At 67.5% G+C, this 13,762-nt stretch carries 10 protein-coding genes and 1 pseudogene; 5 read left to right on the top strand and 6 right to left on the bottom strand.

Annotation, left to right across the window (positions count from 1 at the left end):
• Nucleotides 1–322 (bottom strand): annotated as a pseudogene (locus tag ENSA5_RS20300) (hypothetical protein); the annotation flags it as partial.
• Nucleotides 323–821: 499 nt separating this feature from the next.
• On the opposite strand from ENSA5_RS20300, the gene ENSA5_RS20295 reads away from it, so the two are divergent.
• Together ENSA5_RS20295 and ENSA5_RS20290 are read left to right on the top strand one after the other, a co-directional pair.
• Entirely contained in the window at nt 822–1,403 is a 582-nt protein-coding gene (locus ENSA5_RS20295; RefSeq protein ID WP_106393332.1) for a dihydrofolate reductase family protein, read from the top strand.
• A 199-nt stretch (nt 1,404–1,602) separates the two neighbouring features.
• Nucleotides 1,603–3,042 carry a hypothetical protein gene (locus ENSA5_RS20290; RefSeq protein ID WP_146155911.1) on the top strand — a complete coding sequence of 480 codons (1,440 nt, stop codon included), beginning with the start codon at nt 1,603–1,605 and terminating at the stop codon, nt 3,040–3,042.
• A gap of 321 nt (nt 3,043–3,363) precedes the next feature.
• Here the strand turns inward: ENSA5_RS20290 and ENSA5_RS20285 are convergent, their stop codons facing one another.
• Nucleotides 3,364–4,485 (bottom strand): STAS domain-containing protein, encoded by a 1,122-nt coding sequence (locus tag ENSA5_RS20285; protein ID WP_106393330.1) that lies wholly within the window; start codon nt 4,483–4,485, stop codon nt 3,364–3,366.
• A 595-nt stretch (nt 4,486–5,080) separates the two neighbouring features.
• Nucleotides 5,081–5,914: a serine/threonine-protein kinase gene (locus ENSA5_RS20280; RefSeq protein WP_258182937.1), complete on the bottom strand. Its 834-nt coding sequence runs from the start codon at nt 5,912–5,914 to the stop codon at nt 5,081–5,083.
• Nucleotides 5,915–6,315: 401 nt separating this feature from the next.
• Here ENSA5_RS20280 and ENSA5_RS20275 point away from each other — a divergent pair, with 401 nt between their 5' ends.
• From ENSA5_RS20275 to ENSA5_RS20265, 3 genes are all read left to right on the top strand, one after another.
• Complete coding sequence (locus tag ENSA5_RS20275; RefSeq protein WP_106393328.1) at nt 6,316–6,828, top strand: RNA polymerase sigma factor; 513 nt, start codon at nt 6,316–6,318, stop codon at nt 6,826–6,828.
• A 60-nt stretch (nt 6,829–6,888) separates the two neighbouring features.
• Nucleotides 6,889–7,524: a sigma-70 RNA polymerase sigma factor region 4 domain-containing protein gene (locus tag ENSA5_RS20270; RefSeq protein ID WP_146155909.1), complete on the top strand. Its 636-nt coding sequence runs from the start codon at nt 6,889–6,891 to the stop codon at nt 7,522–7,524.
• A 325-nt stretch (nt 7,525–7,849) separates the two neighbouring features.
• Nucleotides 7,850–10,099 (top strand): serine/threonine-protein kinase, encoded by a 2,250-nt coding sequence (locus ENSA5_RS20265; protein ID WP_181197976.1) that lies wholly within the window; start codon nt 7,850–7,852, stop codon nt 10,097–10,099.
• Nucleotides 10,100–10,177: 78 nt separating this feature from the next.
• Here the strand turns inward: ENSA5_RS20265 and ENSA5_RS20260 are convergent, their stop codons facing one another.
• The 3 genes from ENSA5_RS20260 to ENSA5_RS36180 all read right to left on the bottom strand — a co-directional run bounded on the left by ENSA5_RS20260 (nt 10,178) and on the right by ENSA5_RS36180 (nt 13,755).
• Nucleotides 10,178–10,648 (bottom strand): hypothetical protein, encoded by a 471-nt coding sequence (locus tag ENSA5_RS20260; protein WP_181197975.1) that lies wholly within the window; start codon nt 10,646–10,648, stop codon nt 10,178–10,180.
• Between the two features lie 937 nt (nt 10,649–11,585).
• Complete coding sequence (locus tag ENSA5_RS20255; protein ID WP_106393324.1) at nt 11,586–13,187, bottom strand: aldehyde dehydrogenase family protein; 1,602 nt, start codon at nt 13,185–13,187, stop codon at nt 11,586–11,588.
• Between the two features lie 52 nt (nt 13,188–13,239).
• Nucleotides 13,240–13,755, bottom strand: a complete 516-nt coding sequence (locus ENSA5_RS36180) for an AgmX/PglI C-terminal domain-containing protein (protein WP_181197974.1) — start codon at nt 13,753–13,755, stop codon at nt 13,240–13,242.
• Between the last annotated feature and the right edge of the window lie 7 nt (nt 13,756–13,762).

The following is a 13,762-nucleotide window of genomic DNA, read 5'->3' as shown; positions in this document are numbered from 1 at the left end:
AGGTCTCGGTGCCCTCCGTGCAGACGCCGACCCCTTGCAGCTCCGGCGCATACTCGTAGCAGGGGCGGGTCTCTCCGGCTTGACACAGGCCGTCGTCGCCGTCGCCGTCGCCGTCGCCGTCGCCATCGCCATCGCCATCGCCATCGCCATCGCCATCACCGTCGCCGTCGCCGTCGCCATCGCCGTCGCCGCTCGTCTCGGGCGCGTCGTCGTTGGAGCCGTCCTCGTCTGGTCCGGTCTCCGAGTCTGCATGTTCGTCGCCCTGCTCGGGGACGCATGCAGTGAGAGCGAGGCCGAGCGCGAGGAGTGCTGTGCGGTTCATGCCAGCGAGACGGTCAGCATGCGGTAACATTCGAGGTACTGTACATTGTTTCGTACTCCCCGACGAGCCCGATCACCCGCTCGACCGGCAGGTCTCCGGCCCCACCCTCCCGCTTGGTGATGGTGGCCGGTCGCGGCTGGCCGGGTTCGTCATCTCCGCAGGAAGGCTCGGGCCCGACACGATCGCTTCAGCAAGCTTGGTTTCTGCCCTCCTGCTCGGAGCTCCGGCGGCCTCGGAGCCCGCCGCCGAACCTCCACCGCCCTCAGTCGAGGCCGAGCCTTCCTGCGGGGATGGCGAATCCGGCTGCGACCCGAGAAAAGAGGAGAACCGCGCGCTACTCGACGAGTCCAAGGTCTACAAGAGGGCCGGCTCGGCGAGCGTGGGGATCGGGGGCAGCTTCGTCGTTCGGTCTCGATATGGGCCCAACTAAGCTGAGCTTCGCATAGTAGTCTCCGGGCAACTACGACTACGACACCTGCACCGGTTACCAGGAGGTCCCATGCCAGCGCTCACCTATCTCGTCGCCACGTCGCTCGACGGTTTCATCGCCGACTCGGACGGGGGGTTTTCATCCTTCTCGGTCGAGGGCGACCACATCGCCCATCTCATTGCTGCCTACCCGGAGACGCTGCCGGCGCATGCCCGCGCCGCGCTCGGGATCGATGAGCCAGGCTTGCACTTCGATACTGTCGTCATGGGCTGGAACACCTTCGCAGTCGGACTGGCCGAAGGGCTCACCAGTCCGTACCCGCATCTGCGTCAGCTCGTGTTCTCGCGCCGCGACCGGTCGGCGGAAGTCGGGGAGGGCGTCGAAGTCATCGCCGGCAACCCACGCGACGTGATCGACGAGCTCCGAGCCGGACCGGGCCAGCGCGACATCTGGTTGTGCGGAGGGGGCCAGCTGGCGGGCCAGCTCGTCGAGTCGATCGACCGGCTGGTGCTCAAGGTCAACCCAGTTGTCATCGGAGCCGGTATCCCACTCTTCGGTACGAGCGGTATCTCTCCAGCGGCGTTCGAGCTCGCAGGACCACCGCGTCCGTTCGAGTCGGGCGTGGTGTTCCTCGAGTACCGCCGAGCGTGACTGGATGAAGCCGAGCATTGGCTCGGGGGATGGACGCAGCTCGACCGCCGGGGCGCAGCTCGAGCGCAACCGTCAGCGACAGTCTACGGACAGCCGGGGGACTGTCGCGGCGTTCTACTGATCCGGCGACAGCCGCCCCCAGTGGGCGTTGCCGGCCACTTCGCGCTGGTATTCGCCTTGCAGAGACTGCTGGTGAGCCATGCAAAATTCGAAAAACCACCTGTGTTCAGCGCTCGCGGTCTCCTTGTGTGCGGGAGCCCTGACCCTCACTCCGCAGACGGCGAAAGCGACGCCCACGGTGCTCGTCTCCGCGGGACAAACGATCCTCAAGACCGCGCTCAAGGTCGGGCTCGAAGCGGCCCTAGGAGAATTCCTTGGCACGGGCTCCGATGCTGTCAGTCTTTCGGAAGAGAGCTTTGCCCAGATCGAAGAGATCATGAGCTCGGTGATCAACACCTACGCCTTCAACGATTACCAGGCAGACATCGAGACGGCGATGCAGGAGGCGGACAACTACTACTGCGATAAGGATATCCTCACCGGCGCCAACCTCGAGGGCTGTATCGTACGCCTCGACGACGCCGAGGACGCTGCGATCGCGGCTGCCAACGGCATGGCGACGATCGGTCTGCAGGGGGGCGCGAGCTATGCCTTCATCGCCGCGATGGAGGTCGCAATCTATCATGAACATCGTGATGTCCTCGGTCTCGAGGTCGACGGGGCGACCTACGACAGCCTGGGCTACGAGACCTACACCGACAATATCACCGACATCGCGGTCGACCACGCCGCACAACTCGAGGAGCTCAAGGCCGACTGGGATGCGCTCTTCGAGTGTGTGCATTCAATATATTATGATATTGACGGTGAGCTCAAGCATAATGCCCCAGGGGACTCCTACTTTTATTACTTCATGAGCGAGGCAGAGTGCCAGGAGGAGAGCGCCGCCTATATGTTGTCGATCGAGGACACCCGCGATGATGTCCTGGGCGCGGACTTCGATGAGCTCCTCGACGAGATGATGTTCACCAGCACGGGGATGTGGACGACCGGGAAGACCTCGACGGAGCTGTTCTGCGACACCTACGACAACGAGGAGGTGTGGTTGTCCCAGTCCTTCAGCGTTCTAGCAGCCCGGGGTGCAATGCATCGTGTCGCCTCGCGCCGGAATGTTCGCCGAGGGCGCGAAGCCAAAACGCCGCTGTACCGGGCGTACTGCAAGTTTTGGCGACAAAGCCCTCGGCGAAGAGGCCAAGCGAGGCGGCGCGAGGCATTGCACCCCGGGCTGCTATCCTACATCGGCGGAAGCTACTTTTCGATGGGCCCGCAGCCTCAAAGCAGCCACTTCGAGGTCGAGTGCGGAAAGGTCGGGGGGGAACAGATTGTGCGGCTGAAGAACTACCAAGGCAGCTACCTGCGTGCACGGAATGCGGCCAACGACTACGTGATCGACTCTATCTGGAACACGGCCAACAGCAACGCCTGGACGGTGTGGCTACAGGACGACGGCACCTGGGCGTTCCGAAACAAGAAGCAAGGGCGCTACCTGACCCTCGGCACGGCGTGGGATCTCTCGGCCGTAACACAGCAAAAATCGGTCGGTTCGGGCTCGAAGCTCACTGTCGAGTTGGCCCCCTGACGACCTTGGCAGGCGCCGGAGCTCGAGTTCGATCCGGTGTGTCGGCCCCTCGGGGCCGGCCGTCAGCTCCCGTCTGGCAGCTGACCCGTCCGCGATGCGGCCCGCCGGCCAACAAGCACGTCGAGCGCGGGGCAGCGCGAGGTCTAGCAGCCCGGGGTGCAATGCATCGTGTCGCCTCGCGCCGGAATTTTCGCCGAGGGCGCGAAGCCAAAACGCCGCTGTACCGGGCGTACTGCAAGTTTTGGCGACAAAGCCCTCGGTGAAAAGGCCAAGCGAGGCGGCGCGAGGCATTGCAGCCCGGGCTGCTAGCACCCCGGGCTGCTAGCGTGACTTCGACATCCCGCGCTTCGCTGCGTCTAGCGCCGCCTCCAGGGTCGCGTAAGCGACCAGGCCGTTCAACTCGACGCCGAGATTGACCGCAGTCTGGGCGGCCCGCGGCGACATGCCGCAAAATAGGCAGCGCGCGCCGAGCATGCTGACCGCCCGGGCCAGCCGTAGCAACAGGTTGATCGCCGTGGCGTCGAGCGCCTCCGCGCCGGTCAGATCGAGGATCGCCGCCCTCGCGTGCCGCTCGACCATCGCGGGCAGCAGCACCTCCATCAGGGTCTCGGCGCGCTGGCAGTCGAGGCGGCCGACCACCGGCACCGCGAGCACCCCGGCCCCAACCTGCAAGATGGGCGTTGACATGGCTCGGATGTCCGCGGCCTGACGCTCGATCATCTCGAGTTTCCCGCGCAGTTCGTCCTCGACACGTCGGCGGACCTCGGCCTCCTCGCGCAGACGAGCCTCGACCTCGCGGCGCTCCTCGACCTCGCGACGCAGCCGCTCGAGCGCCGCGGCGAGGTCGGCGGCGCTCGACTCCGCGGTGAACAGCAGGGCGTCGAGACGGTCCTCGACGCTGCGGTCCGAGGGGCGGACCTCGAACTCGTCGTAGGGGTCACCGCGCACGACGAACCGGGTCTGCTCGGCCCAGCAGTGGGTACCGAAGGCCTTGGTGCAGTAGCCCGCGAATTTGCCGGCGATGAACGCCGAGTCCCACTCGACGCCGAGGCTCTTTTGATAGATCGGCTCGAACCCGGCGGTCACCCGGAACACGGCGGACTTGAGCTCATGGTTGAACTCGACGACCTGCCAGCGGCCGAGCCCGCCGAGCGGCGTCAAGCCCCCGAGCATCTCGATGGCGACCTCGGGCGCCGGTATGTGCGCGATGAAGGTGCGCCACTCTTGTTCGACGCTGCGGCGGCCCGCGGCCTGCATCGCCAGCTCGAAGCGCTCGCGCCCGACTATCCGCTCGACGCCCCACATCATGCCGGCGAGGGTGCTCTCGATCAGCATCGCCACGACCGGCATGTCGTTCATCAGCATCAGGTCACGCGCGCGGTCCCAGCTGTACCGCACGCCATCGATCTCGAACTCGTTGGGGTCGCCGCTCGCTGTGTCCATGGCAAGGTCCTCGCGGTGGTCTACTCGAAGGCTGGGGACGTTCAAAGCCCTTTGCTCGGAGCCCTCTGCTCGGGGTGCGAAGACGCTACCACAGCGGGGTCCGAGGGTGAGGGGAGCGAAAAACACGCAACTGTGCCCGGGGGGCCGGGCGTGGGCCAAGTCGCGGGGCTGCCGGGCGACCACTACCGCGAGGCGATCTACGTGTCGCGATGAGCTGGGTGAGCAGACCAGAACCAAGACACCTCGCTGCCTCACGCATGAGGTCTGCAAAGCGAGACCGCGACGGCCGAGTCGCGGGTCGTGGCTGCTCCCTCGTCGAACTTGACGACGCCGCGTCGAGACAGCTGCGCATCCTCGGTCCCCCGCCCGAGGCGTGCCGCCCCACCCCGCGCCCTGAGGGGTCGGCTCGACCACGAAGGTGCCGAGCGGATCGGACTTGAACGCGTAGGGGCGATTGTTCGATCAGCTGCTCCGACGAGGTGGCGATGTTGTCGTCGTCGAAACCGAACCGCAGGAGTCGGTCCGGGCGCCCGTTTCGAGTCGGCTGTCGCGGATGGCTGGGTCATCCAGGGCTCCCTTCGACGGGCTGTCGAGGTCACCGCGCGTCCAGGCGTAGCGTCCAGACCCACCGACCCAGCGCCCCTGCTGAGCGCAGCGCCTCGAGCTGCGCGAGGAGCCCGTCGAGGGCCGGCCTGCGCTCTGGGTCAGGTTGCAGCGCGCGGCGCAGCGCCGCAATGATCGCTCGCGGGGGAGGGGCGGCTGCGCGGTCGAGCTCGCCGAACGCACCCGCTCGCGCTCGCTCGACCAGGACCAGCGCGCCGGCGGAGGTGTCGGCGCCTGGGGGCGGCTCGCCGAAGGGCGGGCGTCCGACCAGGCAAGCCCACACTGTGCACGCGAACGCGAACACGTCGCTGGCAGCGCTTTGCCTCCCGTCCGCCACTTCCGGCGCGATGTAGCCCAGGGTGCCGCTGATCCGGGTCGACCACCCCGGCGAGGTCACCAGTCCGAAGTCGCCGATCTTCGCCGCCCCGTCCTTCACGAAGATGTTCTCGGGCTTGACGTCGGCGTGTACGAGCCCAGCCGCGTGAACCGCCGCCAGCCCGCGGCCGGCCTCGACGAGCTGGTCGAGCACGTCCGCCCACGGCCGACCGCGGCGCCAGGTCTCGACGTTCTCGTCGCAGAGCTCCATGACCAGGTACAACCAACCCTCGTGGCGACCGAAGTCGTGGACGCGCACGATATTTGGATCATCAAACCGGGCCATGGCCTGGGCCTCGGCGATCACCCGCCACACGGTCTCGTCGTCCGAGTCGTGTTGCACCTTCAACGCCACCTCGCGCGCGAGGAGCTGGTCGATCGCGTGAAAAACAGTGCTGCGTCGCGTGCGGGCGATTGTGTCGAGCAGCAAATAGCGGCGCTGAGATCTCATGCCGAGCAACAACTCGGCGACGTCCGCCAGCTCCCGACCCATCCGCGCAGCGACCAGCTCGAGGACGCGATGCGAGCAGAGCTGACGCGGATCTCCCACGAGCGGACCCCACGGCCTCGGCGGCCCCGACGATCGTGAATCAGCGTGGGCTCGCCATGACAAGCACGCGTGCGGGAGGCTGCTTCGAGTGTTGTGTTGTTCGGTCACCGCTCTCTAGCAGCCCGGGGTGCAATGCCTCGCGCCGCCTCGCTTGGCCTTTTCGCCGAGGGCTTTGTCGCCAAAACTTGCAGTACGCCCGGTGCAGCGGCGTTTTGGCTTCGCGCCCTCGGCAAAACAATCCGGCGCGAGGCGACACGATGCATTGCACCCCGGACTGCTCGTATTCGTGCTAGTCTCATGCAATGACTGATTCGTGGGTCCTGAAGATAGAGCCTGCCGACTTCATGCGAATCAATCGCGAGCTGATACGCTATTTTGGTCGCAGGGTCCCGCGGGCCGACTCCGCCGATCTCGCCGCGGATGCGTGGCTCGCAATCGCTCGCTGTTTCAAGGGGAAGTGCGGTTTGCGAAGCTTCGCCTTTCTCGTGGCCCGTAAGCTGGTCTTCGAGTATTACGAGCGTCGGGTCCCGCGACAGGTCGCGACCACGCCGCCCCTCGAAGACGACAAATGTCCCGCGACCGGGCCCGGACCCGATAGCTTGTTGATGCTCGCGATCGGCCACGAAGCGACGGAGCGAGCCCTCGCGGAGGTCGGCGAGTTCTACCGCTCGGTCGTTCGTCTGTGGCTCCACGGCCGCGACCCCATGCAGATCGCCGCAGAGCTCAACATCCCTTACAACACCGTCCGGTCGCGTCTTAGCCGGGGTCTCGCCCAGGTCCGGGCGGCGCTGCGAGCCGAGTTTGGGGCCGGCTGAGAGCGCGGAGGTCGCAGCGTTCGATCGTGTGCGCGGCCTTGCGCATGTACCAATGGTCAGATGACCCACGCGCTTACTGGTATTTTCCTCGCCATGCTGCTCGACCACCGAAAGTTTCTCGCGGGTGATCCCCGAGCGGGCCGCTTGTTCCTCAAGACGACCCGGCGCTGGGTTCAGCGGTTCTTTGCCAACACGGCGCAGATCGACTCGGTGGTCCAAGCCGCGATCACCGAGATGCTCGACAGGCTCCGAGCCGGGGAGGATCCCGAAGCTGATCGAACGCTGCAGTGGATCCGGGCGTGCGCCAACAATGCGGTACGTCGCGAGCTGACGCGCACGCGGAACGCGACCTCGGAGATGTTTGAGTCGCATCTTCACGGTCAGGCGTCCGTGGACATGAGTCGGACGCTCCGCCTGCGCGAGGAGCTCGAAGGTGTCGAGGACCTGCTCGAGGGCTGCGACCCTCGGGCGCGGCAGATCCTCCAAGACAGGGTTCGGGGGGTCGCGTACCGCGAGATCGCGCGAAACTACGAGCTCGGGGAGGGGGCGGCGCGCGAGTCCGTCGCCCGGCTTCGCAGGCGCCTCGCGGGCGAGCTCACCCGGCGCGACAAGGCCGAGCAGCTGTTGCGCAAGGCGAAGCGCTTCAAGCTCGCACGGCATTCACCCACCCTCCCTGGCGACCCGACCGACTGCTGACCGAGCGGAGGCGGCCGCGGATCCAGGTTGCCAGTCGCCGTACCCGATGATCGGAAGAGAGGTGGACATCGCAGGTCTTCGCTGCTCTCGAGTCGAGCAGGCACGCTCGCGGCTAGACCAGCAGCGTTCGGGAGTTCGGCGCGAGGCAAACCGCACCCGCGCCGCGCAGACCAAGGCCTGCGCGCGGCTGTTGCAGGGCGTTCGACACCCCTCAATTGTTAAAGACAGATCCGCGGGGTGTTTGTCAGGAGCTATTTTCAACTTTCTTTCAGCCGCCCCCCGCCCCCCGCCCGACGCACTTGCGGGCTGCTACCATCGCGGCCCCATGGTTGGAGTCTCCCCCGACGAGTCGTTCCTGAGCCTTCCCAAGTTCCCGCGGGACCGCTTCGTGATCGAGATGCCGACGGGGTCCAGCGGCGGGCCGTGCGTCGCGCGGACCTGGGACCGCCAGCTCGAGCGGCAGGTCGCGTGCAAGTGCGAGCTGGACCCCGCCACCTTCAACACCATGACGGACGCCGAGCTCGACGCGGCAGGCTTGAGCGAGAGCATGCGCGCCCAGCTCGAGCGTGCGATGGCTGTCAGCCGACGCTACAGCCTCGTGCGCGAGGCCCGGCTGCTCTCGTTGGTCGACCACCCAAACGTGATGCCGATCCTCGACGTCGGGCGGCTCGACGACCGGCTCGCCGCGCTCGTGATGCCCTACCTCGGCGGGGGCACGGCCGCGGAGCGAGACTTCGCCGGGCCTTGGCAGCGGGTCCTGGAGGTCGCCATGCAGATCGGTCGGGGCCTGGCCGCGATCCATGACGCGGGAATTCTTCATCGCGACATCAAGCCGAGCAACATCTTGTTCGATAGCGAGGGCTGGCCGCGCGTCGCCGACCTCGGCCTGGCGTGCCGGACCAGCGACCGGGAAAACATGGCCGACATCGTCGGCACCAAGGCCTACATGCCGCCCGGCGTGCTCGAGCACGGCCACCAGGACGTGCGCGACGACCTCTACGCCTACTGCATGGTCGTGTTCGAGATGGTTTATGGCCGTCGCCCCTTCGCGACCGACGCGGACCGCGACCGCGGTCGCGTGGTCAAGGCTTCGCGCGGGGGTGGGACGCCGCGAGAGCTCTACCGGATCCTCGCGCGCGGCCTCGCTCCAGATCCCGACAAGCGCTGGCCAAGCATGAAGGCGCTGCTGCTTCGCATGGAGCGCGTGCGAGGGTCTGCGCGCCGACCTTGGCCGTGGGCGGCGGCGGGCCTCGGGCTCGCGGCGAGCTTCGCGGTTGGGATGCTGATGTCTTCGCGGCCGGCCCAAGCGGACGCCTGCGAGGAGGTCATGAGCGAGCTCGACCTGATCTGGAACGACGAGATCCGGGCGGAGCTGCGCGGCGCGTTTGGAACCCGCAAGGCCGGAGATGGCATGCAGGAGATGGCGAACCGCTGGCTCGCCGTTCGGGCCCAAGAGTGCGAGATAGCGAAGGCCGCAAAGTTCGAGATCGCCCCGACGCCGTGCAGCGCGGTCGTGCGCGACCGCTTTCAGGCGACCGTCCAGGCGTTTCGGACCCCGCACCTGCGCGCCGGCTCGAGCTTCGCGACCGTGATCGCGGAGCTGCCCGCGCCAGAGCACTGCATCGACCACCCCGAGGACGCCGAGTGGGGTTACGGCGGCTTTCTCGAGCTGCGCAACATCGACGTCGAGGTCGAGGCGCTGGTGAGGATGGGGGACCTCGAGCTCGCCCGGGCCCGTCAGGCTGACTACATGGAGTTGGCCCACGAGCAGGGGGCCGAGTACGGGGTCGCGCGGGCGATCTTCTGGCGCGGGGAGATCCGGCGCCTCGACGGGGAGCTCGACGAGGCGGAGGCTGACTTCGAGCTGGCCTACGAGGAGGCGTGGGCCCTCGGGCTGGGGGTGTTCGGGGCCGAGGTCCAGATGAAGCTCGTCGCGGTCGCGGGCGAGCGGGGGGAGATCGGGGTTGTGGACGCGCACGCTTTCGCGGCCCGGGCGGTGCTCGCGGAGTTTCGGCCCGACCGGGTCGCGGAGCTGCTGCAGGTCCACGGGCTCGCGCTGGCCTCCGGGCCCCAGGAGGTGCGCGAGCGCGGGGTTGGGCTGTTGCTGCGGGCGGTGGAGCAGCGCGAGGCGGCGCTCCAAAGGTACGGCGGGACGCGAGAGCTGCTGAGCCAGGCCCACGAGAACTACGCCCGCGGGTTGCTGGCGGTCGGTCGGGCGAGTGAGGCGCTGAAGTACCTGGAGCTGGCGCTGACCGTGCACGAGGAGGAGTTCGGGCACGGGACTTGGCGGACGCGTGGGATTCTACTCCAAGAATTCCTGGTGTTCGTGGACTTGGGCCAACTGAACAGTGCTGAGGTTGCGGAAGGGAGGATTTTGAAGCTCGACTGGGACGGTCAAAACTGGGCGCGATACACCGAGGACGCTCTTTGGTTAGCAAAAAACTACGCCGACGCCGCAGAGACCCGTCGAGCCATCAAGGTGCTTCGTGCGGGACGTGCCATCGCCGTCAAGCACGACCTGTCCAACAGCATCGTCCGTTTCGATCTTGCGTTGGAGGAGGTGGCGAACCGGTAGGCCATACTTGACTTGAACAGTGAAGCCAAATGCGGGATGGCAGCGGGGCTTGTGAAGCCCCGCCGCCAAGTTCCAAGTCTAGTCGAAACAGGTTACAGTGCCATCCTCGTTAGTCACACCGTCGTAGCACCAGTAGATGTCCTGGAGTTCGCAGTCGTTGGAGTCACCGAACGTGGACCAGCAGATGCCTTCATGGCAGCAGATGTGGTTCGCCTGCGGCTGGGCTTGAAACCCCGGCGCGCACGGGAACACGTCACAGTAGTCGGGGACCTCGAAGTAGCAGCTCACCTCCCCCGTCGACCGCACCTCCCCCAGTTCGCAGTAGAACGGCTTCTCATCGGCGAGGCAGTAGCCCTCGGGCGACTCGAAGCACATCCGCTCGTCGCAGCACACCGTGCCGTCGTAGCGTGGCGCGCCCTCCTGGTGAGGCTCGCAGAAGATCGGCTTGCCCGTGTCGGTGTAGACGATGTCGCACAGATCGCTGGGTCCCCCGGTGGTCGGAGTCAGCGTCGCGAACAATGTGAGCAGTACTTGTGTTGAGATTGACATGATGCTTCTTTCCGCCCGCCCACGGCGGGCCTTCAGAAGCGTCGCACCCAGTCAAGCTCCCCGTGCGCGAGCGGCCTGGTCGCTCACGCATTCCGCCGCAAACGCCGCTTCTTCGCTGGCTCAGCCGGCGCGAAGCTCCGGGCGCGCGCGCCGAACAGACGGGGTCGCTTCTCGACCCCTCCACCGATGACGCCTCCGAGCGAGGGAGCGCCGCGAGCGACCGGCCGCGCGTGGCAGAGTCGCGGACGGCTGGGGGGTCTACGGGTGAGCCGTGATGGTCTTCCGGTCTCCGGCGACGCTACCGAAGCACGCAGCGAGTGTCGCCACGTCGCGCGCCGCCGGTCGCTCGTGCGCTGAGTTTGTTTGTGAGCTCGAAGTCGTCCATGCCACGACCTTCGCCTTGGTCGAGCGCCGCAAAACCCCTGCCTGCCACGGCCTTCGCCTCGCTCGAGCGCCGCAAATTCCTGTCTGCCACGACCTTCGCCTTGGTCGAGCACGCCAAAACTCCTGCCTGCCACGACTTCGAGCTCACAGATGATCCGCGCCGGGCCTGCGGTCGTCGACGCGGGCTCACAGACCAACCTCGGCCTCCCTGCCGGCCCCACGTCCGCGTTGCTCGACCGCCCCAGTCCTCGCGCACATGCCAGCTCGACAGCGGTCGAGCTGCCCCTATCGAGTCGCTCGCCATCCAAACTCCTGCCTGCCACGAGTTTCCAAGGCGGCGATATTCATGGTTCTTTCGGGTCAGAGGGGGCGCCTCGTTCACACATCGCTACGAACTTCCGAATGCGTCGTTCGCGGGGGGGATAGTTTCGAACTTGCCGAGGAGAGGCCGCTGGCCCGGCCTGCGAGAGCGCGCCCACACCGAGGTCAACCAGCGGCGCTGCGCAGCAGTGCCGGGGCGAGGAGGCGCAAAGACGGGCTCCTAGGCCTAGGCCTAGGCGCCCTCGCGCATGACCGCGACCAGGCTTCGGGCCGCGTCGACGACCGCCCGGCCCCTCGCCCGGACCCCGCGCGAGTAGATCACCCGGACCGCGCTCTCGACCAGCTCGTAGCTGTGCGGCCGGACCGGGTGAAAGCTGACGCTCTGCCCAAGCGGCACGCGATCATCGACGATCGCCTTTTCATAGCAGCAGGCCCGCAGCCCCTCGCCGCCGTTGATGCGGCCAAAGCCCGAGACCCCGACCCCACCGAAGGGCAGCGCCTGCATCATGTAGGCGACGCCGTAATCGTTGACCACGGTCATGCCCGAGCGGAGCTGGCGAGCGATTCGGTCGCCGCGCTTGCGGTCGCGGGTGAACACGCTCGAGCCGAGGCCGTAGGGGCAGTCGTTGGCCAGGCGGATCGCCTCGGCCTCGTCGCGCACGCGGATCACGACCATGACCGGGCCGAAGATCTCCTCTTGGGTGATGCGCATCGAGTGATCGACGTCGACGAGCAAGGTGGGCTGGAAGTACTGGCCCCCGAGGGCGTCGTTGCGGCCGCCGCCGACCAGCGCTCGGGCCCCGCGCTCGACGGCGTCGTCGACGAGGCCCTGGATGATGTCGAGCTGCGCGGGCATGGTCGTGGCGCCGCAGTCGACGATCGTGCCGGCCAGGGGCGGGCCCTGGCGCAGGGCCCCGACCCGGGCCTGCATCGTGGCCACGAACTCGTCGTAGACTTCGTCGAACACGTAGAGCCGCTCGGCGCCCACGCACATCTGGCCGCAGGCCGTGAACACGCCGAGCATGGCCGCGTCGGCGGCCTGGCGGAGGTTGGCGTCGTCGCAGACGATCAGCGGATCCTTGCCGCCGAGCTCGAGCACGACCGGGGTCAGGTCGTCGCTGGCCGTGGCCATGACCTTGCGGCCGTTGCCCGGCGAGCCCGTGAAGAAGACCTTGTCGACGCCGCCGCGCACGAGGTGCGCGCCGGTCTCGCCCCAGCCGGTCACGACCTGGACGAGATCCGTCGGCAGGCCGTGCTTGCGCAGCACCCGGTGGACGATCTCGAGGTAGTCCTCGGCCGACCACGAGGTCCACTCGCTGACCTTCACGACCACCGCGTTGCCGGCGAACAAGGCCGGGATCAGCGGGCAGAAGATGTTGTGAAAGGGGAAATTCCACGGGGCGATGACCGCGACCACGCCGAAGGGCAGGTACTCGACCCGCCCGCGCTTGTGGACCAAAAACCCGGGGCTGCGCGACGTCGGGCGCAGCTCTCGCTCGCCGTTGGCGATCGTCCAGCGCAGCTTCTCGCAGACCGGAAAGACCTCGCCCATGGCCGCGTCGACCATGGTCTTGCCCGAGTCGCGGGCGGCGAGGCGGCAGATCTCGGATTGGTGCTCGACGATCCACTCGAGCAGGTCGGCGAGCACCGCCCGGCGCTCGGCGAAGCTGGTCGCGGCCCAGCGCGGCTGCGCGGCGCGGGCTCGGGCGACGATCGCCTCGACCTGCGCGCGATCCATGACCTCGACCTCGCCGAGGCGCTCGAGGGTCGCGGGATCGTGGCAGGCGATTGGCGGCGGCGTGGTGGGGGTCTGGCGGGCGCTTCCTTCGGGCATCGGACCTCGGCGCGAAGCTAGCCGCCCGCGGCCGCGCCGGAGGTGGCCTGGGTCACGTCGTGCTGTCTTCGGGCACGGTCTCGGCTGGCATGACCTGGTCGGAGGTCAGGGCGAAGGGGTAGGTGACCTCGACCGGCCCGCCGAAGCTCTGGCTGGGGAACTTCCAGCGCTTGACCCCCCGGAGCATGCACGCGACCGCTCGGGGCCCGCCGAAGGCGTCGCCGTCGGGGGCCTCGGCGCTCGTGACCTTGCCCGCGCTGTCGATCGAGAACCTGATCGTGACGGTGCCCTCGAGCTCTGGCTTGCGCGGGAGTGCGGCCTCGTAGCAGCCCTGGATCTCGTGGGTGTGCTCGCTGACATAGTCGAGGACGACGGCCTCGTCGACGGGGCCTTTGACCTCGGGCTTGGTCGGCAGGGGCGGCTCGCTCGGGGTCCTGGGCGGGGGCGTGGCCCCTTGGTCTTGGCCGGGCTGCTCGCGGGGCCCGGCGCTGGGGGCCGCCTCGCACGCGAGCAGCGAGACCGTCGACGTCGCGAGCAAGAGGCCGGCAAAGATCGAGAGTCGGGGCACGGCGCGA

This window comes from Enhygromyxa salina (genome assembly GCF_002994615.1).
GTDB classification, from domain to species: Bacteria; Myxococcota_A; Polyangia; order Nannocystales; family Nannocystaceae; genus Plesiocystis; species Plesiocystis salina_A.
The sequence above is the reverse complement of the archived record's forward strand: the minus strand, read 5'-3'. Positions and strand labels throughout refer to the sequence as shown.

Bases quoted from the DNA above. Each gene is read 5' to 3' on its own strand.
- ENSA5_RS20280 (WP_258182937.1), bottom strand. From the start codon at position 5,914: ATGAGATCTCAGCGCCGCTATTTGCTGCTCGACACAATCGCCCGCACG.
- ENSA5_RS20255 (WP_106393324.1), bottom strand. From the start codon at position 13,187: ATGCCCGAAGGAAGCGCCCGCCAGACCCCCACCACGCCGCCGCCAATC.
- ENSA5_RS20285 (WP_106393330.1), bottom strand. From the start codon at position 4,485: ATGGACACAGCGAGCGGCGACCCCAACGAGTTCGAGATCGATGGCGTG.
- ENSA5_RS20290 (WP_146155911.1), top strand. From the start codon at position 1,603: ATGCAAAATTCGAAAAACCACCTGTGTTCAGCGCTCGCGGTCTCCTTG.
- ENSA5_RS20265 (WP_181197976.1), top strand. From the start codon at position 7,850: ATGGTTGGAGTCTCCCCCGACGAGTCGTTCCTGAGCCTTCCCAAGTTC.
- ENSA5_RS20270 (WP_146155909.1), top strand. From the start codon at position 6,889: ATGACCCACGCGCTTACTGGTATTTTCCTCGCCATGCTGCTCGACCAC.
- ENSA5_RS20295 (WP_106393332.1), top strand. From the start codon at position 822: ATGCCAGCGCTCACCTATCTCGTCGCCACGTCGCTCGACGGTTTCATC.
- ENSA5_RS20260 (WP_181197975.1), bottom strand. From the start codon at position 10,648: ATGTCAATCTCAACACAAGTACTGCTCACATTGTTCGCGACGCTGACT.
- ENSA5_RS20275 (WP_106393328.1), top strand. From the start codon at position 6,316: ATGACTGATTCGTGGGTCCTGAAGATAGAGCCTGCCGACTTCATGCGA.